Source organism: Serinicoccus profundi (assembly GCF_008001015.1).
Classification (GTDB): domain Bacteria; phylum Actinomycetota; class Actinomycetes; order Actinomycetales; family Dermatophilaceae; genus Ornithinicoccus; species Ornithinicoccus profundi.
In genome coordinates this window covers 2,531,561-2,554,721 of sequence record NZ_CP042862.1, presented here as the reverse complement: position 1 = coordinate 2,554,721, position 23,161 = coordinate 2,531,561, and the positions used below count along the sequence as shown (strand labels likewise).

Sequence of the window (23,161 nt, the reverse complement as noted above, 5' to 3'; positions counted from 1 at the left end):
GAGGTGGCCGAGGGTGTCCGGCCGCTCGCCGAGCTCACCACGATGCGGGTCGGCGGGCCGCCGCGCAGGCTGGTCACCGCCGACACCGAGGCCGAGGTGATCGACGCCGTCCGGGCGGCGGACGACGCCGGCGAACCGCTGCTCGTCGTGGGCGGAGGCTCCAACCTCGTCGTCGCCGACGGGGGCTTCCCCGGCACCGTGGTGCTCGTGCGCACCCGCGGGATCGAGGTGCCGCACGAGTCGTCCTGCGGGGGAGTGAGCGTGAGCGTCGCTGCGGGGGAGACGTGGGACGACCTGGTCGCGCACGCCTGCGAGCAGGGGTGGTCGGGCATCGAGGCGCTCTCCGGCATCCCCGGCTCGACCGGTGCGACACCGGTGCAGAATGTCGGCGCCTACGGCCAGGAGGTCGCCCAGACGATCGCCCAGGTCCGGGTCTGGGACCGCGTCGAGCAGCGCGTCCGCACGCTCTTCGCCAGCGACCTGGGCTTCTCCTACCGCCACTCCGTCCTCAAGGAGTCGATGGTCGGACCCGACGTCGCGCCCGGCACCGTGACGCCACGCCACGTGGTCCTCACGGTGTCCTTCTCGCTGCGTCCCACCGAGCTGTCCCAACCGATCGGGTATGCCGCCCTCGCCGAGGGCCTCGGCGTGCAGCTGGGGGACCGCGTGCCGCTCGGGGAGGCACGGGGGGCCGTGCTCGAGCAGCGTCGCAGCCGGGGGATGGTGCTCGACGCGCAGGACCACGACACATGGTCCTGCGGGTCCTTCTTCACCAACCCCCTCATGGCCCCCGCCGACCTCGCCGCCCTGCGCGAGCGCGCGGCGCAGCGGCTGGGCCCCGACGCCCCCGCGCCCCCGGAGTACCCGGCCGACCACGGTCAGGTGAAGACCTCCGCCGCCTGGCTGATCGACAAGGCCGACTTCCGCAAGGGGCACGGCACCCTGGCGGGCCGCCCGGCCGGGTTGTCCACCAAGCACACGTTGGCGCTGACCAACCGCGGCGGTGCCAGCGCGCAGGACGTGGTCGAGCTGGCGCGCGAGGTGCGTGACGGCGTGGAGTCGGCCTTCGGTGTCCGCCTCGTCAACGAGCCGGTGCTCGTCGGCCTTACCCTCTGAGCGGGGTCGGCGACCCCGACCCAGCGGTGCCGCACCACGCACGGACGCCTCCACCTGCGCGATCATGGGGTATGACGTACCGCACCGTCCTCCTCCTCGCGGCGACGATCCCGCTGCTCACCCTCGGCGGGTGCGGGTCGGGAGGCGTCGCGCCGACCACCGGGACCGGCCCGGACGCCGGGACCGGCACGGCGTCCCCCGTCGTGACCTCCGCCAGCGCGGCCACCCCGGTCGACCCCGACGCCGAGCTGGTGGGGTCCGGCATCCTCATGCAGACTGCCCCCGACGCGCCGGTCGAGCTGTGCGTCGGGGGGATCGCCGAGTCCTACCCACCCCAGTGCGGCGGGCCGGCCCTCGCCGGCGACTTCTCCTGGGACCAGGTCACCACGCAGGAGCAGGGCGGCGTCCGGTGGACCGACGAGGCCTACTGGGCGGTGGGTCACCTCGACCTCGCCGACGGCCCGCGCGGCACGCTCACCCTGACTCGACCGCTGTCGGCCACGCCTCCCGACGGCTTCACCCCGCCCTCCTCGCCCGCCGCGGACTTCCCGCAGCTGTGCTCAGACCCCACCGTGGACGTGCCCGACGTCGACCAGGCCGCCCGCACGGCCGGCGCCGGGGGCATGGAGGAGGACCAGGCCCTGGGCCAGCTCACCTCGACCCTGCCCGGCTACGTCACGCACTGGGTCTCCGACGACGGCCCCGTGGTCAACCTCGTGGTCGACGCCTCTGCAGACCTCGAGGCCACCCGGGTCGCGATCCGGGAGGTCTTCACCGGCCCCCTGTGCCTGGAGCAGCGAGACCTCCCCAGCGCGGAGCAGGTCTCTGCCGCCCAGGTCGCCCTGTCAGGCGGCGCCCCGGAGCTCGGCATCCTCGCCTCCTACGGGGGCGGCGTCACCGGGCTGCTCGAGGTGGAGGTCCTCCTCGCCGACCAGGCCACCCTCGACGCCGTGCACGCGGCGGTCGAGGAGTGGCTCACCCCGGCCCAGGTGTCGGTGCGCAGCACGTTCCTGCCGCTCGACCAGGGCTGAGCCGACGGGCACTCACGCCGGGTCGGCCAGCCAGTCGTCGACCTGCCTGAGCAGCTCGCGCTTGGTCTCCGGCGGCGCGGCGGAGCCCTCGATCGACCCCCGCGCCAGCTGGGCCACCGCGCTGTCCGGCAGGTCGTGGTCCATCCGGGCCGAGACGTACTGGTCGGCCAGCCGGCTCCCGAAGAGCAGCGGGTCGTCCGCCCCGAGCGCCACCCGCGCCCCGACCTCCAGCAACCGACACAGCGGCACGGCCGACAGCGAGGGGTAGACCCCGAGCGCGACGTTGCTGCCCGGGCAGACCTCGAGCGTCACCTGCTCCTCCACGACCCGGCCGAGCACGGCCTCGTCCTCGACCGCCCGGATCCCGTGGCCGAGTCGGTCCGGCAGGAGGTGGTCCAGCGCCACCTGGACGTGATCGGCACCGAGCAGCTCCCCGGCGTGCGGGACGCTGGCCAGGCCCGCCTTGGCGGCGATCCGGAAGGCCGGCTCGAAGTCGCCGGTCCAGCCGCGACGCTCGTCGTTGGAGAGTCCGAAGCCCACGACCGTGCCGGCCGTGTCGCCGGCGTGCCTGGCCGCGAGGCGGGCCAGCGCCCGCGCGTCCAGCGGGTGCTTCATCCGGGACGCCGCGACGACGACCGCCACCTGGGTGCCGGTCTGCGCGCTCGCCGACCGGGCCTCGTCCAGCACGATCTCCAGCGCCGGGGTGAGGCCCCCGAGGAACGGCGCGTAGGACGTTGGGTCGACCTGGATCTCCAACCAGCGCGACCCTTCTGCGGCGTCGTCCTCGGCGGCCTCGCGGACGATCCGGCGCATGTCCGCCTCGTCGCGCACCACGGCCCGGGCGGCGTCGTAGAGCCGCTGGAAGCGGAACCACCCCCGCTCGTCGTGGCCGGAGAGCTCTGGTGGCCACTGGCTGGTCAGCGCGTGCGGCAGCCGCAGGCCGTGCTTGTCGGCCAGCTCGCGCACGGTGTCCACGCGCATCGACCCGGTGAAGTGCAGGTGCAGGTGCGCCTTGGGCAGCGCGAGCAACGAGCGGGTCTCCTCGGGCATCGGCCCAGCCTAGACGCCGCACCTGGGGCTCGCCCTGGTGTGAGTGGGTATGCCGCATCGCCGCGGGAGCCGGGGCGTCCGCCGATCCGAGGGTCCTGGTGGCAGCCCTGCGAGGACCTCGGGGGATAACCCCCTGGGGTGGGTCGGTGGCCACGGTTAGAGTCGCTGGCGTGACCGTGATCCAGACCCGTGCGCTGACGATGCGCTACGGCTCCGCCCAGGCTCCTGCCCTGGCCGACCTGAGCATCGACGTCGGTGACGGCGTGACCGGCCTCGTCGGGGCCAACGGCGCCGGCAAGTCCACCCTCATCAAGATCCTCCTCGGCCTCCTCGTGCCCACGTCCGGCTCGGCGGCCGTGCTCGGGCACGACATCGGCCAGGCCGGCGAGGCGATCCGGGGCGTCGTGGGCTACATGCCGGAGCACGACTGCCTGCCCCCCGACATGCGCTGTATCGACTTCGTGGTGCACATGGGCCGCATGTCCGGGCTCCCTCCCGCGGCGGCCCGGGAGCGCGCCGCGGACGTCCTGCGCCACGTCGGCCTGGCCGAGGAGCGCTACCGCCTCATGGGCGGCTACTCCACCGGGATGAAGCAGCGCGCCAAGCTGGCCCAGGCCCTGGTCCACGACCCGGAGCTGGTCATGCTCGACGAGCCCACCAACGGCCTCGACCCCGCCGCCCGCGACGACATGCTCGCGCTGGTGCAGCGCATCGGGCACGACTTCGGCATACCCGTGCTGGTCACCTCCCACCTGCTCGGTGAGCTGGAGCGCATCAGCGACCACGTCGTCGTCCTCGACGGCGGGCAGCTGCTGCGCTCGGAGGAGACCCGCAGCTTCCTCGCCGACACCGGCACGGTCCTGGTCGAGGTGGTCGGCGACGGGGAGGCTCAGCAGCGGATGGGGGAGGCGCTCGCCGCCCGTGGCCTCACCTGCCGCCCCCAGGGCACCCTCATCGAGATCGACCCCGCCGCCCCGCAGACCGGTGTCGACGGCAGCCCCGCAGCCCCCCTCGACCCGGACGCCGCGGCGCTCGCCCACGACGCGCTGCGCGACCTCATCCGCGACACTGCTGCCGACCTCGACGTGGGCCTGGTCCGGCTCCAGGCGCGCACCGGCCGCCTCGAGGACGTCTTCCGCGACGAGGTGCCCGCATGAGCGCCCAGGACAGCACGGGGGTCATCCACGACATCGGTTACCGGAGGTATGCGGGTGAGCGCACCCCGCGCGCGGGCATCGTCCGGTCCCTCCTGGCCTCCGGGGTCGTGGCCGTCTTCGGCTTCGGGCGCTCGGGCAAGGCCAAGGTGCTGCCCTTCGCGCTGCTGGGGATGACGCTGGTCCCGGCCGTCATCCAGGTCGGGATCATGAGCATCATCGGGCTCTCGGCCGACCTGCTCACCTACTCCGCCTACAACGCCGGGTCCTCCTTCCTCGTGGTCCTCTTCGTGGCGGCCCAGGCGCCTGTGCTCTTCAGCCGCGACCTGCGCTCGGGGGTCATCAGCCTCTACCTCGCCCGACCCCTCGGGGCGACGACCTTCGCCCTGACCCGTTGGGCCTCGCTCGTGCTGGCGATCCTCGCCTTCGTGCTCACCCCGCTGCTCGTGCTCTTCATCGGCGGGCTCGCGGCGGGGGCCTCCCTGCGCGAGGAGCTCCCCCGGGTCGCGGTCGCCCTCGCGGGTGCGGTGCTGCTGGCCATGCTCGTCGCCACCGTCGCTGCGCTCGTCGCGTCCTGGACGCTGCGCCGCGGGCTGGCGATCGCCGGCTCGATCATGGTGCTGCTCGTCGGGATCGGGGTGACCGCCGGGTTGCAGGAGGTCGCCCGCTCAGAGGGCGTGCTGAGCCTCGCCCACTGGGCGGCCCTCCTCTCTCCCTTCGTCCTCGTCGACTCCGTGCAGGTCGCCCTGGGCGACGCCCCCACCCAGTTCCCGGCGCCGGCGGAGACGACCGGCCTCGGCCTCCTCCTCCTGGGGACGGCGGTCGCGCTCATGGTGCTCGGCCTCGTCCTGCTCGTGCGTCGCTACCGCAGCAAGGGGGCCTGATGACCGACCTCAGCCTGGCCGGCGTCTCCCGGTGGTACGGCAACGTCGTCGCCGTCAACGACGTCTCCATGACCATCCGTCCCGGTGTCACCGGCCTCCTCGGCCCCAACGGCGCCGGCAAGTCCACCCTCATCGCCATGATGGCCGGCTTCCTCGCCCCCTCGGCCGGTGAGATCCGCCTCGGCGACGCCCCCGTCTGGCGCAACGTCGCGGCATACCGTGACCTGGGTCTCGTGCCCGAGCGGGAGGTGAGCTTCTCCTACCTCACCGGGCGGTCCTTCGTGCAGGCCTCGGCGGAGCTGAACCGGCTCCCCGACGCCCGCGCGGCCACCGCCCGTGCGCTCGCCGAGGTCGACCTGACCGACGCCGCGGACCGGTCGATCAGCACCTACTCCAAGGGGATGCGTCAGCGTGCCAAGCTCGCCTCGGCGCTCGTGCACGAGCCGACGGTGCTCCTGCTCGACGAGCCGTTCAACGGCGTCGACCCGCGGCAGCGGATGCACCTCATGGAGCTCCTGACCCGGATGGGGGAGCAGGGCCGCACGGTCCTCTTCTCCAGCCACATCCTGGAGGAGGTCGAGCAGATCGCACGCCACATCGAGGTCGTCGTCTCCGGTCGGCACGCCGCCAGCGGCGACTTCGGGGCGATCCGCCGGCTCATGACCGACCGGCCCAGCCACTACGTCGTGCGCTCGACCGACGACCGCGCCCTCGCCGCGACCCTCATGGGTCAGGACAGCGTGCGATCGGTCGCGCTGGGACGCGTCGGGACCGGTGAGGCGATCACGGTGGAGGTGACCGACATGGGTGCCTTCTGCCGCGCCCTGCCCCGGCTGGCGAGATCCGCCGGCATCACGGTGCGCGAGCTCGCGCCCTCGGACGAGAGCCTGGAGTCGGTGTTCACCTACCTGGTGCAGTCATGAACGTCACGATCATGAGACTCGCGCTCCAGGCGCTCGTCGGTCAGCGCCGCGGCCTGGTGATCCTCGCCCTGCCGGTGCTCCTCGTGGTGCTCTCGGGGGTGCTCCGGGTGCTCACCGGTGAGCCCGTGTCGGCCGACGCCGTGATCGTCGAGGTCGGCATCGCCCTCGTCGTGCCGCTGGTGGCGCTGCTCGCGGCCAACGGCGTCCTCGGTCCGGAGATCGACGACGGATCGGTCGTCTACCTCCTCTCCACCCCGGTGAGCAGGTATGCCGTGGCCGCCTCGAAGTATGCCGCGGCAGCGGGGGTCGCGACGGTGGCGGCGGTGGGTGGTCTGCTCGGCGCCTCGGTGGCCGGGGGGCTCAGCGACCGGTGGGTCATCGTCTCGCTGGTCACCGGGGGGGCCGCCACCCTTCTTTACACCGCGTTGTTCACGGCTCTGTCGGCCGCGACCCGGCACGGCATGATCGCCGGTCTGCTCTACGTGCTCGTGGTGGAGCAGCTCCTCGGTCGCTTCCTGTCCGGCCTGCGCTATGTCTCGGTCCGCTCGATCGCCGAGCGGCTCGGGGAGGCTGCCGCCGACGTCGACCTTCCGGTGGCCGACCTGACGGTGGCCTATGCCGTCGTCGCGGCCCTGGTGCTGCTGGTGGTGGGTGTCGCTGCCGCTGGTTGGCGGCTCTCCCGCTTTCAGCTGCGGGGCGATGAGTGACCAGCGAAGGCCGGCAAGCGGCGATCTTGAACAGATTGCCTCTCCCTTCTTGACATGGAAGCCGGGGGGGGGGGAAAGGTTGTCGGCAACCAGGTCACTCGAGAGTTGGTGGGACATCGATCCTCGCCCTCAGGGGCGCTTGAGGAAGGGGAAGTGATGGGAGTTGGCAAGAAGTTCTTCGCACTCTGCGGAGCTATGGTCCTGCTCATGGTGCAGGCTTCTGGCGCGCAGGCAGGCTATGCGTCGGGGGGAAACTGTGGGTCACAGTACTCAACCAATCTTCACAGCAACACCTATAGTTACCTGAAGCACGTGCATACCTACTATCCCAGCAGTGGCTCAGGAGTGGCCTACACCTATACGACCCAGCATGATTTCCGGACGCGATCGCCGTACGTGAGTGGCTCATGGAACATGTCGAACAGCACCCCTTATGAGAGTTTCGAGATCGCGCGACGGTATTGCTACACGCGCCCCCAGTGAAGGACTGGTCGATGCCCTCGTTCGGCATGACGAAAGTCGCCTTCATTGTCACAATCCACCTGGGGTTGTCAGGTTGTGCTGCCACTCAGAGCCAAGAGCCTGTCGCGCGCGCGTCTTCGTCCGTGCAGCCCAGCGCTGCTGAGTCAGCACCCGCCACTGCGGAGTGGGACGACCAGGCGTTGAGTTCCGCGGTCGCCGCGGCTGCACCGGAGCGCCCACGAACGGAAGCCGAGGCTCAAGACGCTGCCTGGCAAGAGTTAGGCCTCCCCGAGAGCATGCGCCCAGAAGTTGAGACCGTCCGCGCAGTTGGCCCGGAGGAGATCAACGACATCTACCACTCGTGTATGGAGGAGCAGGGCTTCCCCAGTTCAGTCGATGTTCATGGCCAGCGAGGCATCGAGTTCGACCCGTCTCAGGAAGATGCGCTCAAGGTCGCCGGTTATGTCTGCTCCACGCAATACCCCCTGGAGCACAAATACCTAGAGCCCTACAACCTGGAGCAGTTGCGTCTCCTCTACGACTGGCGGGTTGAGGAGACCATCTCTTGTCTTCGGGAGCTTGGTGTTGAAACAGCGGCGCCCCCGTCCTACGAGGTGTTCGTCGATGACTACGCGCGCACGGGGTATCAGGTGTGGAGCCCGCTCTCGGAGGAGGCGGTCTTCGAGCAGCTCGAAGCACTGGTCGCTGCCGAGCAGGATAACGAGCTCTTCGATGCCTGTCCCGACACGCCACCCGATGAGGTCCTCTACCCAGACTGACTCGTCACCGGCGGCCGGGAAAACGGGCCCGGCGTCCAGCTCGTCGCACCGAGGTGAGCAGGGCGCGGTCGAGCGGGACGAACTCCTGTGACGTCGCGGGGCCGGGGAGTGGCCGGTCTCCCTGCCCGTCCCGCCACCGAGCGTGCTGTCTGGCTCGAGCCGGTGCGTCCAGCACCTGCAGGATCCGGTCGACGGCCCGCAGGATGGACCCGCGCAGCAGCCACTGGTCGGTCGGGCCACCGTCGGACTCCATCAACATCAGCTCGGTGAGGATCGCGCGGGTCTCCCGCAGCAGCTCCACGTTGTGGTCGAGGCGCTCGCGACGGTGCTGCTCCTGTCCGGAGATCTCGGCCTCCACCAGCTGACCGAAGGAGTCGATGCAGGCCCCGACGTCCCCGAGGACGACGGACATGGCGGCGCGCACCTCGTCCGAGAACTCGGGGGTGGCGACCTGTCCGCCCTCCGTGCGGCTCGGTGCCTCCTGCGCCAAGGCGATGAAGAGCGCCCGGCTGGCCGCGGCGCAGTCCTGCAGGGCGTCGAGGCCGGAGCGGAGCAGGGGACTCACGTCCGCCCGGCCGAGGGTGCGCGTGTTCCACTGCCACATCTCTTCCACCTGGCCCACCAGCTCGCCCGCCCGGCCCAGGTCGTCACCCACGTCGCGCGCGGCGCGTAGGTGCTCGGCGAGCGCGTCACCGGTCAGCGGCGCCTCGTCGAGGTCCGCGGCAGCGGCGCTGAACACCTCGGAGAGCCGTCGGGCCACGGCCCGGACGGAGGCGCTCGCCCGGCCGAGCGGGATGGCCGGGGGCCACAGGAGAGGCAGCAGGATGCCGACCCCGGCGCCGATGAGCGTCGTGAGGACCCGCGTCTCGGCGGCGGTGTTCTGCAGCGACGCCCCGAGGATGAGCATGCCGCTGATGGGGGTCTCCAGCGCCTGGGGCCCGAGCCGGAAGAGGCTGCCGAGCAGCAGTGAGGCGAAGATGACGATCGCCAGCGACCACCACGTGAGCCCGACCCAGATGGAGACCACGAGGGCGACGCCGATGCCGGTGAGCACCGCGCCGACACGCACCATCCCCATCCGCAGCGAGCCGGTCGCGCTGGCCTGGGTCACGAGGATGGCGGTCAGGGCACAGGTGAGGTCGATCGGACCGACCGTCACGAGGCGGGTGATGACGTAGGCCAGCACCGCGGCGGTCGTCATCCGCACGAGGTTGACGAGGTCGGGTCGCCATCCGGCGAGCAGCGTCCGCCAGGCGAGGGGCAGCGCCCGCCACCCTCGGCCGGCCGAGGCCTCCTCCGGGGCGGCCACGAGGTCGGCGAGCCGGCGCATACCCCATCTCACCACGCCTCGACCCCCAGGGGAAGAGCCTCCTGACCTGCGGATTGCATATCTATGCGGACCAACGCATACACTCGTGGCATGTCCAAGGTCTTGACCAGCATCCCTGTCGGTGAACGCGTCGGGATCGCCTTCTCAGGCGGCCTCGACACCTCGGTCGCGGTGGCGTGGATGCGAGAGAAGGGCGCCGTGCCCTGCACCTACACGGCCCACATCGGTCAGTACGACGAGACGGACATCGACGGCGTGCCCGGCCGCGCGGAGGAGTATGGCGCACAGGTCGCCCGGCTCGTCGACTGCCGTCCCGAGCTCGTCGAGGAGGGTCTGGTGGCCCTGGCCTGCGGCGCCTTCCACATCCGCTCCGGTGGCCGCACCTACTTCAACACGACCCCGCTGGGCCGCGCCGTCACCGGCACGATGCTCATTCGGGCGATGAAGGAGGACGACGTCCACATCTGGGGCGACGGCTCCACCTACAAGGGCAACGACATCGAGCGGTTCTACCGCTACGGCCTGCTGGCCAACCCCCAGCTGCGGATCTACAAGCCGTGGCTGGACGAGGCCTTCGTGCACGAGCTCGGCGGCCGCGACGAGATGAGCCAGTGGCTCTCCGAGCGCGACCTGCCCTACCGCGCGAGCAAGGAGAAGGCCTACTCCACCGACGCCAACATCTGGGGCGCCACCCACGAGGCCAAGAAGCTCGAGCACCTCGACGTGGGTATGGAGATCGTCGAGCCCATCATGGGCGTGCGCTTCTGGGACCCGGAGGTGGAGATCCCGGCCGAGGACGTCACCGTGTCCTTCCGCGACGGCCGCCCGGTCGCCATCAACGGCGACGACTTCGGCGGTGACGCCGTGGCGTTGGTTATGGAGGCCAACGCGATCGGGGGCCGCCACGGGCTCGGCATGGCCGACGAGATCGAGAACCGCATCATCGAGGCCAAGTCGCGCGGGATCTACGAGGCGCCGGGGATGGCGCTGCTGCACATCGGCTACGAGCGGCTCGTCAACGCGATCCACAACGAGGACGTCATCGCGGCCTACCACACCCAGGGCCGCGCGCTCGGTCGGCTGATGTACGAGGGCCGCTGGCTGGACCCGCAGGCGCTGATGATCCGCGAGTCGCTGCAGCGGTGGGTCGCCTCGGCGGTCACCGGTGAGGTCACCCTGCGGCTGCGCCGCGGTGAGGACTACACGATCCTGGCGACCGACGGCCCGGCCTTCAGCTACCACCCCGACAAGCTGTCGATGGAGCGGGTCACCAACGCCGCCTTCGGCCCGACCGACCGGATCGGCCAGCTGACGATGCGCAACCTGGACATCGCGGACTCCCGCGCCCGGCTGGAGCAGTACGTCTCGATGGGCCTGCTCGGCGTCGGCGCTGCGGCGCAGGCCCAGGGGCTCGGCGGCGAGGCCGAGGCGGCACCGTCGCGTCTCGGGCTGGCCTCCACCTCCTTGGTCGGCGACCTCACCCCGGGCGGTGCGGACCGCATCGCCGGGGGCGTCGGCCCGACCGAGGACGAGGAGGAGTCGCTGGACTGGGCGGCCATGGAGTTCGGCACCGACTGAGCCTCAGGCCGCGCCCGTGGTAGAGACCTGCTGGGCCTCACCACTTCCGAGCGCTGTCGTGCTGGACGGCTCGATGAGAGCCGTCTGGGTCTGAAGCAACAGCCTGCTCAACTGCGTGTCCAGTTGCTCAGCCTGGCGGTCGACCTTGTCGGCCTCCTTCTTGACGACCGACGCCGACGTCCGGATCTTCTGGATACGCGAGAGTTCAGTCAGTGCTTGAGCGACGTGCTCCCTGGCGACCTCAACGGCTCCAGTGTGCCCTTCGTGCGCGGCGGCGAGGGAGGCGACCCGCAAGATCTGGATGGCGAGCCGCATCATCGCGGGGTCGTCCGTCTGCGGGTCGAAGACGACCACGACGCGGCGTGGTCCCATGACGCGCACCTGCTGGTCATTGTTCTGTGCCAGGGTCGGCACGACCCCGATGGATGCGTTCGCGCCGCGGTTCCTCTCGGATTCTTCCAGGTATGCGGTCCAGTCTCGCCGAGCCTTGGCGTCGTGCATCTCGACGACCACGCGAGCGGGGCCGCCCATCACGGTCAGCACGCCGTCGCCCTTGCGGGAGCCCTGGACCAGGCCGCCCAGCGTGCCGGTCTCTGCATACTCGTCCCCCAGTCCGACGGCGAGAGCCTGCATCACGGCGTGCACACGCGCTTCGAAGGTGCCGCCCTTGAGTGGCGTGACGGACGCCAATTTCGCGGCCACCTCACTGGCGGCCTTCTGGGTGGCCAGGCTCGTCCTGATCTCGTCGACGGCCGTGAGGAGTGCCTCGTGCTGGCTGTTGAGGTGCGTGGTGAGACCTGCCTGCTGCTCGGCCAACTCGCGCTGGTGACGGGCTAGGGGCGAGGTGGGGTCCGCGGGGTCGAGAGCCCTCGTCGCCTTCTCGAAGAGCTCCGTCGTCCGCTTGTCCGTCCGGTCGGTGAGCTTCGAGCTGAACGTGACGAGCAGCGCGTCGAGCTTGGTCACGAGCTGTGGGTCCTCCCCGCCGACGAGGGCCCGCACCTGGCTCTGCAGGTCGCTCTTGGCCTGGGTCACCGTGGCAGTGAAGGTCTCACGGGAGGCGTCGTTGGCCTCCCTCAAGGCCTTGGACACCTCGGCGGTGATATGTCGCATGCTGTCCGCCGCGCCGGTCATCGCCTTGCCAGTTGCCGTTGCCGCGGCGGCCGACGCCTCGACGGTCCTCGTGCCGACATCCTGGATGAGCTGTTCCAGGTTGTAGGTGTCCTGGGTCCCGCCGGCCGCGGCGATGGCCTGGGTGCCGACGATCAGCGCCTGCTCGGCGTAGGCCGTGAGGTCGGCGACCGATGCGTCCTCAGCGGGCACCGGGGTGCCCCGCGCACCGGTCGTCCAACGCAGGGCTTCGGTAGTGACAGCGGGATGAGCGATGGTGAGCGCCTTGATGATGAGCGCGGAGGAGGTGCGGTCCAGGCGGACAGAGTGAAGGGGTATGCCGGTCATGATCGATGCCTTTCGACGGCGGTAGGTGGTCGTGGCCACCCTCCCCGCTCTTCAAGTGCTGCGACAAGGGAGAAATCTGATAAGAGGGGTTATCACCGGGCACCCCGACCCCAGCCAATTCCTCGTCTAGTGTCGGGAGTAGTCCAACTGTCACCTGCCACAGGGAGGAGCGCACGATGTCTGACCAGTACGTCCTCTCGCTGCGCGGCATCGCTGCCCTCGCCGGTGTCCAGCGGCCTGTGGTGTCTGTCTGGCGGTCTCGATCGGCCGAGTCCGACACTCCTTTCCCCCCGACGGTGGATCGTCGCGGCCAGGTCGAGCTCTTCGACGCCGACGACGTCGTGTCGTGGTTGGAGGCCACTGGGCGGGGGAACAACCCCGAGGCTCGTGCTGACGTCATGGTCCACGCGCAGCCGGCTGACCTGCAGTCGACGGAGGTCGCAGAGGCGCAGGAGGCCCTGCTGTGCCTCCTGCGGCTGACTCCGCAGCGCCTGCTGGAGGTCACGGTCGACGAGCTTCTGGATCTGGCGGACGAGGTCGACCCGGACGATGAGTTCCTCTTCTCAGAGGTCGCCCGGCTCGGGGATCGAGCGCCAGCCGTCGCCCGCTACCTGAACCGGCTGGTCGATGCCTCCTATGGGTTCTCGGGAGCGCTGACCGTCCTCGACGACCGTCTGGCTCAAGAGTCCCGCAGTTCCGTGAGGATGGCCGCCGAGGCCACGAGTCTGCTGGGGGAGGTCGTCGCGGCGGTGGCGCTGGACATCGGCGCCGCGGCCGTGACGGTCGAAGATGTCGGTGGTCAGGGCATGGAGATGGTGGCCGCTGGCGTGTCGGCACTCAGAGAGCGCCTCGAGGTTGACGTCGAGGTGTCCGGAGACGATGGCACGGCGCGCAGCGCCCGTCGGCGGTGCATCATCGCCCGAGGAAGTGCCGCAACGGGGCCAGGCGCGCACAAGCTCGTCATCGCCAACCTGCACTCCGCGGACGGCCGGGTCGATGTCGGCCGCGTTCTGGACGCCATCGACAACCTTCAGCTGGAGCGGACCGACGCGGATCGGGTGCTCATCATCGGTCCCGCTCTGGCCCTCTGCGATGACCTTCCGTCAGACGGTGAGAAGCAGCGCGCTGAGGTGCTTCGGCTCGGGCGGGTCAGGCTGGTGGCCAAGCTGCCGGCCGGTCTCCTCGTTCACCACCCGAGGCAGCGCCTGGGGCTCTGGGTGCTGGGGCCGGAGGGTGCCCTGCGCGACGCCGACAAGCGAGCGATGATGACGGCCGATCTCTCCGGCACGGCAATGTCGCCCGCCGTGGCGAGCCAGCTCGCCACGGACGCGGTCGCCGCACTGGAGTCTCGCCAGGAGCTGCACGCCTTCACCTTCGCCAAGCATCGACCTCTCAGAGAGGTGCTGGCCGATAGGGGGCCGATCGTCCTTCCGGGGGCTCGGCCCACGCGACTGGCAGCGAACGATGCGCAGGACATTCTCGAGGTAGAGGCGTTGTTGCGCAGCGCAAGCGCAGACAGGGTCACGCTGGACGCGACCCGGGGTCCGCGCGGACGGCACGTCACGGTGGGGGAGGCGTTGGAGGCGTCCTCACTCGTGCTCGTCCCAGGCGTTCGACTGTCGGCCGAGCCCTTGGGAGAGGGGTCGCTTCGGCTCATCACCCCGGCGGTCGTCCTAGGAGATCGTCCACCGTTGCGCGTCGACCCGCTGGCCCCGGGGGTTGCGGGATGCCGTCGCACCGAGCCTGGTGATGTCGTGTTCGTCACCTCTCCTCAGCCTCGCGCGATGGTGGATCACGACGGTCTGTCGGTCGTCGCCTACCCGGCGCGTGTGCTCCGCCCGGTTGATGGCCACGGCCTGGTCGCCGAGGCCATCGCGAACGCGATCAATGTCCTGCCGAGTGATGCTCGTGAGTGGCGCGGCTGGTCCCTGCCCCAGGTTGCGCCCGGCGCTGCTGATGACCTGTCTGCCGCTCTGACCCATCTGGCTAAGGAGGAGGAGAAGATGCGGGAGCGTTGCGCTGCGCTGGCGGAGGCCAGGGCACGGCTGGCCGAGGTCGTCGCGGCCGGGTCGGCCAAGGTGTCTCTGCGGAATGACAAATATCATGATAACAATGAGGTTCACCACTCCGCAGAGAGGCGGTGGGTTTCGTGACGCCGGCGCGCTCCGCAGTCCGGGCCCCGCAGCTCGCCAACTGGGCCTTGGCCCACGGCACATCGGCGCTGACGACCCAGGACATCGCCGACGTCCTCGGTATACCGCAACGCCAGGTCAGCGAGCGCCTCGCGGCGCCCATGGCCCGCCACGAGTGGGTGAGGCCAGTCCGCGGTTTGTGGCTGCCGGTCCCTCCTGAGTTCCGCACCTGGGGCGCTCCGCCCGGCATCGAAATGGTTGACCTCGTTGCGCAGCATCTGCGGCTGGACTACTACGTCGGGTGGCTGTCCGCCGCCCAGCTCCACGGGGCGGCACATCAGTCGCCTCAGGTCCTGCAGGTCGCGGTCTCGCGGCAGCTGCGCGATCGGACCGTCGGGCGGACCGCCTTCCAGTTCCACCGACGGTCCGACATCACGTCGGTGCCCGTGGCGCACCACGCCACGCGGGCGGGGCAGGCCCGCCTTTCCACAGTCGAGGCCACCGTCCTGGACATCGCGAGAGACGTCTCACTCGCTGGAGGAATCGACAACGCGGCGACGGTGATCCTGGAGCTCGACGAGATCCATGACCTCGACCGACACGAGGTTGTGCGGTTGGCGTCGACCGTGCCGACCGCCGCCGTGCGTCGACTCGGCTATGTGCTCGACCGCCTCGGCGGTCGGGGCGACCTGGAGGGTCTGCGCACAGCGGCGCTGTCGGGTCCGTCGACTCCGGCACGGCTTGATCCGTCGGGCACGGCGACCGGACCGGTGGACGCAGCGTGGCTGGTGCGGCGCAATCGTGAGCTGGAGGTCGACGGATGATCTCTTTCGATGCCGTCACCGCCTGGGGTGTCGACCACCCGTGGCCCACGCGCGAGCAGGTGGAGCAGGACCTGCTGCTCTCCCGCGCCATCTGCGCGATCGGAGCCGACCCCTACCTCGGATCGGAGCTGGTCTTCCGCGGGGGCACAGCACTGCACAAGCTGCACCTGCCCGAGCCGTGGCGCTACAGCGAGGATCTCGACTACGTCCGTGTCTCGGGAGGGGGGATCAAGCCGCTGACGCAGGCGCTGACCCTGCTGGGCGAGGAGCTCGGCTTCACCGTCAGCACCCGCGTCGGCGAGCACCCCAAGATCCTGTGGCGCACCACCGCGCAGACGGGGATCCCGCTGCGTCTCAAGATCGAGGTCAACACCTTCGAGCGGTCCCCGGCCCTGCCGCACCTGCTGCTGCCGTATGCCGTCCGCTCACCCTGGTGGTCCGGTGAGGCGCGGGTGCGGACCTTCCAGCCGGCGGAGCTGATGGCGACCAAGATCCGCGCGCTCTATCAGCGGAGCAAGGGTCGCGACCTCTTCGACCTCTGGCTGGCGATCGACGTGCTGGGCCTCGACCCCGGCGAGATCGTCGCCGCGTTCACGCCATACCGACCTCCAGGCATGACGCGGGGCCATGCCGAGGCAAACCTCCAAGCCAAGCTGCGCGACCGCACCTTCCGCTCCGACCTCAAGCCGCTGATCCGTTCGACACCCCGGGCCTACGACCCCGACGTTGCCGCTGAGCGCGTCTCCACCCTCCTGCTCGCCCGCCTCGACGGCGGCACCCCCACGAAAGGACTCTGACCCATGCCACCCAAGAGGACGACGGAGGCTGCCGGATCAATGGCGCCGTCCACGATGAAGGAGCTCAAGGACACGCTCTGGAAGGCCGCGGACAAGCTCCGCGGCTCGATGGACGCCTCGCAGTACAAGGACGTCATCCTCGGGCTGGTCTTCCTGAAGTACGTCTCCGATGCCTACCAGGAGCGACGCGACGCGATCGAGGCCGACCTGCGCGAGCAGGGGATGGACGGCGACCAGGTGGCGATGCTCATCGACGACCCGGAGGAGTACAACGGCTACGGCGTCTTCGTCGTCCCCCGGACAGCGCGCTGGTCCTACCTCGCCCAGCATGCCAAGGGCCGCTCCGCCGCGATGGGGGAGCCCGCCAAGACCATCGGGCAACTCCTGGACGAGGCCATGGACCTGGTCATGGGAGCTAACCCGAGCCTCGCCGGGACCCTTCCTAGGGTCTTCAACCGCGACAGCGTCGACCAGCGGCGCCTCGGGGAGCTCGTCGACCTCTTCAACAACGCGCGCTTCTCGCGTCTCGGGGAGGGGCGGGCCCGCGACCTGCTGGGTGAGGTCTACGAATACTTCCTCGGCAAGTTCGCGCAGGCCGAGGGCAAGCGCGGCGGGGAGTTCTACACGCCTCCGAGCGTCGTGAAGGTGCTGGTCGAAGTGATCGAGCCGACCTCCGGACGGGTCTACGACCCGTGCTGCGGATCAGGGGGCATGTTCGTGCAGACCGAGAAGTTCGTCTACGAGCACGACGGCGACCCCAAGGACGTCGTGGTCTACGGGCAGGAGTTCAACGAGCGCACGTGGCGCATGGCGAAGATGAACCTCGCCATCCACGGCATCGACAACAAGGGGCTGGGGAGCCGCTGGGGTGACACCTTCGTCCGCGACTACCACGCCGACGTCGAGATGGACGTCGTCATGGCCAACCCGCCGTTCAACATCAAGGACTGGCACCGGATCGAGAAAGACCCGCGCTGGCGGTATGGCGTGCCGCCCGCGGGCAACGCCAACTACGCCTGGATCCAGCACATCCTGTCCAAGCTGAAGGCGGATGGTCGGGCCGGTGTCGTCATGGCCAACGGCTCGATGTCGTCGAACTCCGGTGGTGAGGGGCAGATGCGTGCGCGCATCGTCGAGGCCGACCTGGTGTCGTGCATGGTGGCGCTGCCGACCCAGCTCTTCCGCAGCACCGGTATCCCGGTGTGCCTGTGGTTCTTCGCCAAGGACAAGGCCCCGGGGGAGCAGGGCTCGGTCGACCGGAAGGGGCAGGTGCTCTTCATCGACGCCCGCGAGCTCGGCTTCATGGTGGACCGCGCCGAGCGGTCGTTCACACCGGAGGACATCGCCAGGATCGCGGACACCTTCCACGCCTGGCGCGGCACCCCATCGGCGGTCAGCAAAGGTCTGGAGTACGCCGACGTCCCCGGATTCTGCGCGTCGGTGAGCCTGGCGGACATCAAGGCGGCGGATTATGCCCTCACGCCGGGGCGGTACGTCGGCGCAGCTGAGATCGAAGACGACGGCGAAGAGATCGAGGCGAAGATCGAGCGGCTGACAAAGGAGCTGCTGAAGCAGTTCGAAGAGAGCGACCGCCTCCAGGGGGCGGTGCGCCAGCAACTGGGGAGGGCTCGTGGTTGAAATGAAGCTTGACGAGGTTCTCGAGAGAGAAGGTGGCTCGATCAAGACCGGTCCGTTTGGCACGGTTTTGAAGGCTGACGAGTATCGCGCCCAGGGCGTGCCCGTCATTTCTGTTGGCGAGGTAGGAGACGGGCGCATCCAGGTTGGACCCCGCACCCCCCGTGTAGGGCCGGAGGTGCTCAGCAGGCTTCCCGAGTACCAGCTGATCCAAGGGGACATCGTCTTGGGGCGGAAGGGTGCGGTTGACCGCTCGGCTTGGTTGCGGCCTGAGGAGAACGGCTATTTCTTAGGTTCTGATGGGATCCGTGTTCGGTTCGGGAGTTCCGTCGACTCGCGATTCATGGCTTATCAGCTCCGCTCGAAGGATGTTAAGGCCTGGCTGATCCAGCACGCAGCGGGGACCACCATGGCCTCAATGAACCAGCGAATCCTGGGGCAGTTGCCTTTGCGGGTACCGCCTCTCGGGCAGCAGCGGGCCATCGCTGAGGTGCTGGGGGCGCTCGACGACAAGATCGCCGCCAACGACCGCCTCATCGTGACGGCTCTGGGACTAGCCGAGACGTCGTGGCTGAAGGCGGCGCGAAGTGCTCACGAGTCGTCGACGCTGGGGAATGTTGCGATCTTGCACTATGGCAAGTCGCTTCCAGCTGCCGAGCGGACGCCTGGCGATGTGCAGGTCTTCGGCAGCGGCGGAGTGACGGGAACGCATGATCGGTCTCTCGTTGATAGTGCTGGCGTCGTCTTGGGTAGGAAGGGGACTGTAGGTGCTGTCTATTGGGCGGCGGGGCCGCACTATCCGATCGATACGACCTATTACGTGGAGCCAATCGTCGGTCTATCGTCCGTGTATCTCTACTTCGCACTCGGGCGGATGGGATTGCAGGAGATGAACTCAGACTCCGCCGTTCCTGGGCTCAATCGAGAGCGCGCGTACGCCAGCCCGATCTCTATCCCCGGAGCTGCCGCACTACAGCGCTTCGACGACCTGGCCAAACAGTTGTTCGTCCTTATTGACACGACGCGGCGCGAGAGCGCAACTCTCGCACAGACTCGTGACGAGCTCCTGCCGCTGCTCATGTCAGGCAAGGTCACCGTGAGGGACGCCGAGAAGCAGATCGAGGAGGTCGTGTGATGGTGCGCGAGGTGGGGTTCAGCGAGGACGCCTGGGAGCAGGTCGCGCTCGAGGAGCTGGCGGAGTACGAGTGGAAGGCAATGTCCGGGGTGGATATCGCCCCCGGGTCGGGCGAGCGGCAGTCCTGGGACGATCCGGTCATCCAGCCACGGGTGATGGCGGCTCTGACCAGGCTCAACCCGGACGTGCCGACCCAGCACCTGCAGCAGGCGATGGCTGACATCCTGGCTCCGAAGTCCCAGGACGCGATCACGGAGAACCACCGGATTCACGGCTATCTGGTGCACGGCTACCGCGGGATCTCCTACATCGACACCGACGGCTCGGAGCAGAACCCGACGATCCGCCTGCTGAGCGACGACCCCGACCACAACGACTACCTCGCGGTCAACCAGGTCACCGTCCGCGTCGGCGACTATCAGCGGCGCTTCGACATCGTGCTCTACCTCAACGGCATGCCCGTGGCTGTCATCGAGCTGAAGAAGGGCGGCAACCACCGCGTCGGTGCCGCCAACGCCCACGCCCAGCTCGCGACATACCTGCGTGAACTGCCCATGGCGTTCCGCTTCTGCGTGCTCACCGTCGCCAGCGACGGACTGACCGCTCGCTACGGCACGCCGTTCACCCCGCTCAACCACTTCTCACCGTGGAACGTCGACGACGACGGGCAGCCTGTGGTCGATGCCGGGGGTGCGGGGCAGGAGGCGTCCCTCACCGGCATCGAGCAGCTGATCGCCGGGGTCTTCAACACCGAGCGTTTCGGTCACCTGCTGCGCGACTTCACCGCGTTCGACAACGACAGCGACACCGGCTTAGCCAAGCGGATCGCCAAGCCGCACCAGTACTTCGCCGTCACCAAGGCGGTCGGCAACACCATCGATGCGGTCCGCAGCAACGGCAAGGCCGGGGTGGTCTGGCACACCCAGGGCTCCGGCAAGTCGATGGAGATGGAGCTCTACACCGCCAAGGTGCTGACCCACCCGGCGCTGCTGAACCCCACCGTCATCGTCATCACCGACCGCAAGGAGCTCGACGGGCAGCTCTTCGACGGGTTCAAGCGCAGCGACCTGCTGCCGGAGGAGCCCGTGACCATCCGGACGCGCAGCCAGCTGCGCGACGAGGTCTCCAGCAGGGTCACCGGGGGCGTCTACTTCACCACGCTGCAGAAGTTCGGCCGCAGCCTGGCCGAGCGGCAGTCGGGCATCGACCACCCCCTGCTGTCCGACCGGCGCAACATCATCGTCATCGTCGACGAGGCGCACCGCAGCCACTACGACGACCTCGACGGGTATGCCCGACACCTCAAGGACGCGCTGCCCAACGCGACGCTGATCGCCTTCACCGGCACGCCGATCTCCTTCGCCGACCGCAACACGCGCGCGGTGTTCGGCGACTACATCGACGTCTACGACCTGAGCCGTGCCGTCGCCGACGAGGCGACCGTGCCCGTCCACTTCGAGGCCCGACTCATCCAGATGGGCCTCGCCGAGCAGGTGAGCGAGGAGGACATCGACCGTGCAGCAGACGAGGCCACCGTCGGTGTCGACCTCGCCGAGCGCGAGCGGCTGGAGAAGAGCGTCGCCGTCATCAACGCCGTGTATGGCGCTCCGGCGCGCATCGAGGCGCTCGCCGCGGACATCGTGACGCACTGGGAGCAGCGGCGCGACCAGATGGCCCAGTTCATCGAGGCACCCGGAAAGGCCATGATCGTCGGGGCAACGCGGCACATCTGCGCCGCGCTCTATGAGGAGATCATCAGGTTGCGCCCGGAGTGGCACCACGACGATCTCGACCAGGGCCGCATCAAGGTCGTCTACAGCGGCGACGCGCCTGACCCCGAGCAAATCGTCCGGCACGTGCGGCGTGAGTCCGAGAACGCCACCATCAAGGAGAGGCTGCGTCAGGTCGATGACGAGCTCGAGATCGTCATCGTCAAGGACATGATGCTGACCGGCTACGACTCCCAGCCGCTGCACACGCTCTACCTCGACCGGCCGCTCAAGGGTGCGCTGCTCATGCAGACCCTGGCGCGGGTCAACCGGACGTTCCGCGGCAAGCAGGACGGCCTGCTCGTCGCCTACGCGCCGCTGGCCGAGAACCTCAACCAGGCGCTGGCCGAGTACTCCGCCCAGGACCAGAGCGGCAAGCCGATGGGACGCAACATCGACGAGGCCGCCGCGCTCGCGGAGACCCTGGTCGCGCAGCTGAACGAGCTCTGCGCAGGCCACCCCTGGCGGGACAGGATCGATCCCCAGGTGCGCCGCTCCTGGATGGATGCTGCGCTGGGCCTGGCGAACTACCTGCGCTCACCGCATACCCCGGGCAACGATGCGCCTGAGGGCGAGAAGACGCTAGGCGACCGCTTCCGCGAGCTCAGCGGGGAGCTGGCCCGGTCGTGGGCGCTCAGCTCGGGCAGCCAGACGCTGGAGCACCTGCGCGGGGAAATCCTGTTCTACCAGGAGACCCGGGTCTACATGGCCAAGATGGACGCCGAGCAACGGCAGGCGGCGGGGGAGCCGATCCCCGAGGAGATCCATCGCCTTCTCAGCGACATCGTCGCCGCCTCCACCGCCACGGGCGAGATCGTCGACATCTACGAGGCAGCCGGCATACCGCGCCCGAGCCTGGCCGACCTGGATGGATCCTTCGTCGCGCAGATGCAGGACGCCAAGAACCCCCACCTGGCGATCGAGGCGCTCCGCGCGATGCTGACCTCGGAGTCGAGCCGGGTGAGTCGGCACAACCTGGTCCGGCAGCGCGCCTTCTCCGACCGGATCACCGAGCTGATGAACCGCTACACCAACCAGCAGCTCACCTCTGCTGAGGTCATCAGCGAGCTGATCGCGCTCGCCAAGGAGGTCGCTGCGGAGGCAAGCCGCGGTGAGAGCTTCGACCCCGTGCTCTCCGAGGACGAGCTGGCGTTCTACGACGCCGTCGCCCAGAACGAGTCGGCGGTCGAGGTGATGGGGGACGACGTCCTGGCAAAGATCGCGCGCGACCTCCTGGCCGTCATGCGGCGGGACATCAAGACGGACTGGACCGTCCGCGACGACGTCCGCGCCAAACTGCGCTCCTCGATCAAGCGGCTGCTGGTGCTGCATCGGTATCCCCCGGACAAGCAGCCGGAGGCGATCCGACTGGTGATCGACCAGATGGAGGCCATGGCGCCGCGGTATGCCGAGAGGAAGGCTTCGTGAGCCGCCAGGAGTTGCCCCTGCAGTGGCCCGGGCAGCTGCCGTTCGACGAGGAGGAGGTGGCGGCAGGCGGGCCGAGTCTGGAGGAGGCCAAAGCCTCGATCCAGTACCTCATCGACCAGGCCCTCGAGCACGGCTCGAGCAAGGATCTGGCCGAGATGCTTCGGCAGGTGGCCAGATTCAAGCAGTACAGCCCGACCAACGCGATGTATGCCCAACTACAGATGCCCGGAGCTCGATTCGTGCTCCCACCGCAGACCTGGGAGGAGCGCTATCAGCGTCGGATCGTCCCAGGCGCTCAGCCGATCGTGATTCTGCGACCGTTCGCCCCGCTGATGTTCGTCTACGACGTCACCCAGACCGAGCCCCTGGAGGGTGCGCCGACCTTGCCTGACGCGATCGAAGCGCCATACCGCATGCCGACCATGGTCGGCGTGGAGAGAGCGCTTGAGGGAATCCTTCGCGGTGCGCCCCTGGACTTCGTCCGTGTGGCTGTCGTGCCGCAGGGGTCCCAGCAAGCTGGGTGCGCCCGCACGACTGACGGCAGGCAGACTCAAGCGGTTCAGGTGAAGTGGCGTCCTGGGCCGGTGACCGAGGCCGTACCGGTCCACTACGAGGTGATGGTCAACCAGCACCTGAGCGCTACCGAGAGGCTCACCACGCTCGCTCACGAGCTGGGGCACGTGTACTGCGGTCACATCGGTACCCAGGACGAGCGCCGCTGGCCGGGACGCGGCTCCACGAGCACGGAGAGTGCCGAGATAGAAGCCGAGGCGGTGGCCTTCCTGGTGGCTGAGCGCTTGGATCAGTCCGTGCAGATGCCACCGCATCTTCACCAGTACGTCGAACGCGACCTGCCATTGCCGGCCGTGGACGTTCTCCGGGTCATGACAGCAGCCGGACGCATCCTCACGATGGCAGACGGTCGGCTCCCGTCGGTGCCCCGAGAACGCAAAGCCTGACGATCGCGCCGTG

Annotated in this window: 18 protein-coding genes; 15 read left to right on the top strand and 3 right to left on the bottom strand. The window is 69.2% G+C overall.

The annotated features are described in order from the left end of the window. The first annotated feature begins 3 nt into the window (after positions 1–3). Positions 4–1,116 (top strand): UDP-N-acetylmuramate dehydrogenase, encoded by a 1,113-nt coding sequence (locus FA582_RS11840; protein WP_010148715.1) that lies wholly within the window; start codon positions 4–6, stop codon positions 1,114–1,116. A 71-nt stretch (positions 1,117–1,187) separates the two neighbouring features. Continuing rightward, positions 1,188–2,147 (top strand): hypothetical protein, encoded by a 960-nt coding sequence (locus FA582_RS11835; protein ID WP_010148713.1) that lies wholly within the window; start codon positions 1,188–1,190, stop codon positions 2,145–2,147. Positions 2,148–2,159: 12 nt separating this feature from the next. Here the strand turns inward: FA582_RS11835 and FA582_RS11830 are convergent, their stop codons facing one another. Beyond that, on the bottom strand, positions 2,160–3,197 hold the full coding sequence (locus FA582_RS11830) for an adenosine deaminase (RefSeq protein ID WP_010148712.1): 1,038 nt from the start codon (positions 3,195–3,197) through the stop codon (positions 2,160–2,162). 170 nt (positions 3,198–3,367) lie between these two features. Here FA582_RS11830 and FA582_RS11825 point away from each other — a divergent pair, with 170 nt between their 5' ends. The 5 genes from FA582_RS11825 (at position 3,368) to FA582_RS11805 (ending at position 8,106) form a co-directional block, all read left to right on the top strand. Further along, on the top strand, positions 3,368–4,354 hold the full coding sequence (locus FA582_RS11825) for an ABC transporter ATP-binding protein (protein WP_010148711.1): 987 nt from the start codon (positions 3,368–3,370) through the stop codon (positions 4,352–4,354). Then, positions 4,351–5,235 carry an ABC transporter permease gene (locus tag FA582_RS11820; protein WP_010148710.1) on the top strand — a complete coding sequence of 295 codons (885 nt, stop codon included), beginning with the start codon at positions 4,351–4,353 and terminating at the stop codon, positions 5,233–5,235. Before FA582_RS11825 ends, FA582_RS11820 begins: the two co-directional genes overlap by 4 nt. Further along, complete coding sequence (locus FA582_RS11815; protein ID WP_010148709.1) at positions 5,235–6,158, top strand: ABC transporter ATP-binding protein; 924 nt, start codon at positions 5,235–5,237, stop codon at positions 6,156–6,158. Before FA582_RS11820 ends, FA582_RS11815 begins: the two co-directional genes overlap by 1 nt. A gap of 11 nt (positions 6,159–6,169) precedes the next feature. After that, positions 6,170–6,865 carry an ABC transporter permease subunit gene (locus FA582_RS11810; RefSeq protein WP_141567706.1) on the top strand — a complete coding sequence of 232 codons (696 nt, stop codon included), beginning with the start codon at positions 6,170–6,172 and terminating at the stop codon, positions 6,863–6,865. 494 nt (positions 6,866–7,359) lie between these two features. Next, a complete protein-coding gene (locus tag FA582_RS11805; RefSeq protein ID WP_010148707.1) occupies positions 7,360–8,106 on the top strand; it encodes a hypothetical protein in 747 nt (248 codons plus the stop codon). Positions 8,107–8,110: 4 nt separating this feature from the next. Here the strand turns inward: FA582_RS11805 and FA582_RS11800 are convergent, their stop codons facing one another. Then, complete coding sequence (locus tag FA582_RS11800) at positions 8,111–9,436, bottom strand: FUSC family protein (protein ID WP_010148706.1); 1,326 nt, start codon at positions 9,434–9,436, stop codon at positions 8,111–8,113. Positions 9,437–9,526: 90 nt separating this feature from the next. Here FA582_RS11800 and argG point away from each other — a divergent pair, with 90 nt between their 5' ends. After that, complete coding sequence (gene argG, locus FA582_RS11795) at positions 9,527–11,014, top strand: argininosuccinate synthase (RefSeq protein WP_010148704.1); 1,488 nt, start codon at positions 9,527–9,529, stop codon at positions 11,012–11,014. Positions 11,015–11,017: 3 nt separating this feature from the next. Here argG and FA582_RS11790 read toward each other — a convergent pair whose 3' ends face one another. Then, positions 11,018–12,508 (bottom strand): Fis family transcriptional regulator, encoded by a 1,491-nt coding sequence (locus FA582_RS11790; protein ID WP_141567705.1) that lies wholly within the window; start codon positions 12,506–12,508, stop codon positions 11,018–11,020. A 137-nt stretch (positions 12,509–12,645) separates the two neighbouring features. On the opposite strand from FA582_RS11790, the gene FA582_RS11785 reads away from it, so the two are divergent. From FA582_RS11785 to FA582_RS11755, 7 genes are read left to right on the top strand one after another with little or no spacing between them, the layout of a single operon-like run. Continuing rightward, positions 12,646–14,622, top strand: coding sequence for a hypothetical protein (locus tag FA582_RS11785; RefSeq protein ID WP_010148701.1), 1,977 nt, complete (start codon positions 12,646–12,648; stop codon positions 14,620–14,622). After that, positions 14,610–15,425: a type IV toxin-antitoxin system AbiEi family antitoxin domain-containing protein gene (locus FA582_RS11780; protein WP_237707543.1), complete on the top strand. Its 816-nt coding sequence runs from the start codon at positions 14,610–14,612 to the stop codon at positions 15,423–15,425. The genes FA582_RS11785 and FA582_RS11780 overlap by 13 nt, the downstream gene beginning before the upstream one ends. After that, positions 15,422–16,222 carry a nucleotidyl transferase AbiEii/AbiGii toxin family protein gene (locus tag FA582_RS11775; protein WP_010148699.1) on the top strand — a complete coding sequence of 267 codons (801 nt, stop codon included), beginning with the start codon at positions 15,422–15,424 and terminating at the stop codon, positions 16,220–16,222. Before FA582_RS11780 ends, FA582_RS11775 begins: the two co-directional genes overlap by 4 nt. 3 nt (positions 16,223–16,225) lie before the next feature. After that, on the top strand, positions 16,226–17,860 hold the full coding sequence (locus FA582_RS11770; protein WP_029541546.1) for a class I SAM-dependent DNA methyltransferase: 1,635 nt from the start codon (positions 16,226–16,228) through the stop codon (positions 17,858–17,860). 1 nt (position 17,861) lies between these two features. Further along, complete coding sequence (locus FA582_RS11765) at positions 17,862–18,992, top strand: restriction endonuclease subunit S (protein WP_141567711.1); 1,131 nt, start codon at positions 17,862–17,864, stop codon at positions 18,990–18,992. Then, positions 18,992–22,189 carry a type I restriction endonuclease subunit R gene (locus FA582_RS11760; protein ID WP_010148696.1) on the top strand — a complete coding sequence of 1,066 codons (3,198 nt, stop codon included), beginning with the start codon at positions 18,992–18,994 and terminating at the stop codon, positions 22,187–22,189. Before FA582_RS11765 ends, FA582_RS11760 begins: the two co-directional genes overlap by 1 nt. Next, complete coding sequence (locus tag FA582_RS11755; protein WP_010148695.1) at positions 22,186–23,148, top strand: ImmA/IrrE family metallo-endopeptidase; 963 nt, start codon at positions 22,186–22,188, stop codon at positions 23,146–23,148. The genes FA582_RS11760 and FA582_RS11755 overlap by 4 nt, the downstream gene beginning before the upstream one ends. Positions 23,149–23,161: the final 13 nt, after the last annotated feature.